Annotated in this window: 1 protein-coding gene; it reads left to right on the top strand. The window is 61.8% G+C overall.

Annotated elements, in window-relative coordinates; genetic code table 11:
- Positions 1-63: 63 nt before the first annotated feature.
- Positions 64-555: IS110 family transposase (locus H8A95_RS43470; protein WP_476727264.1), on the top strand; the 492-nt coding region annotated here is incomplete at its 3' end.

Below are 555 nucleotides of genomic sequence, written 5' to 3'. Positions count from 1 at the left end.
CACATTGATGGTGTAACGGAGTCGGGGCTTGAACCCCGCTCCAAGCATCGAGGAGAGACGACCATGGACCATTATGCCGGAATCGACGTGTCATTGGAATGCTCCAGCGTGTGCGTTGTCGATGCGAACGGCAAGATCGTTCGCGAGGCCAAGGTGGCGAGCGAGCCGGAGGCGCTGATCGACTGGTTCCGCTCGCTCGGGTTCGATCTGGCCAGGATCGGACTTGAAGCCGGACCGCTGTCGCAATGGCTCTATGCGGCGATGAAGAAGGCCTGTCTGGCGGTCGAGCTTCTGGAGACGCGCCATGTGAGCGACGCGTTCAAGGCGATGCCGGTGAAGTCTGACCGCAACGATGCCCGCAATATCGCGCAATTGATCCGGCTCGGCTGGTTCCGGCCGGTCCACTGCAAGTCGATGAGCGCGCAGGAGACCCGCGCAATGCTGACGGCGCGCAAGCTGGTCCAGAACAAGCTCCAGGACGTCGAGAACAGCCTGCGCGGGATCTTGCGTGGCTTCGGCTTGAAGGTCGGCAAGACAACCAAGCGCAGCTTTGCG

The organism is Bradyrhizobium oropedii (assembly GCF_020889685.1).
Lineage (GTDB): Bacteria > Pseudomonadota > Alphaproteobacteria > Rhizobiales > Xanthobacteraceae > Bradyrhizobium > Bradyrhizobium oropedii.
This window is presented reverse-complemented; position numbering and strand designations above follow the sequence as displayed.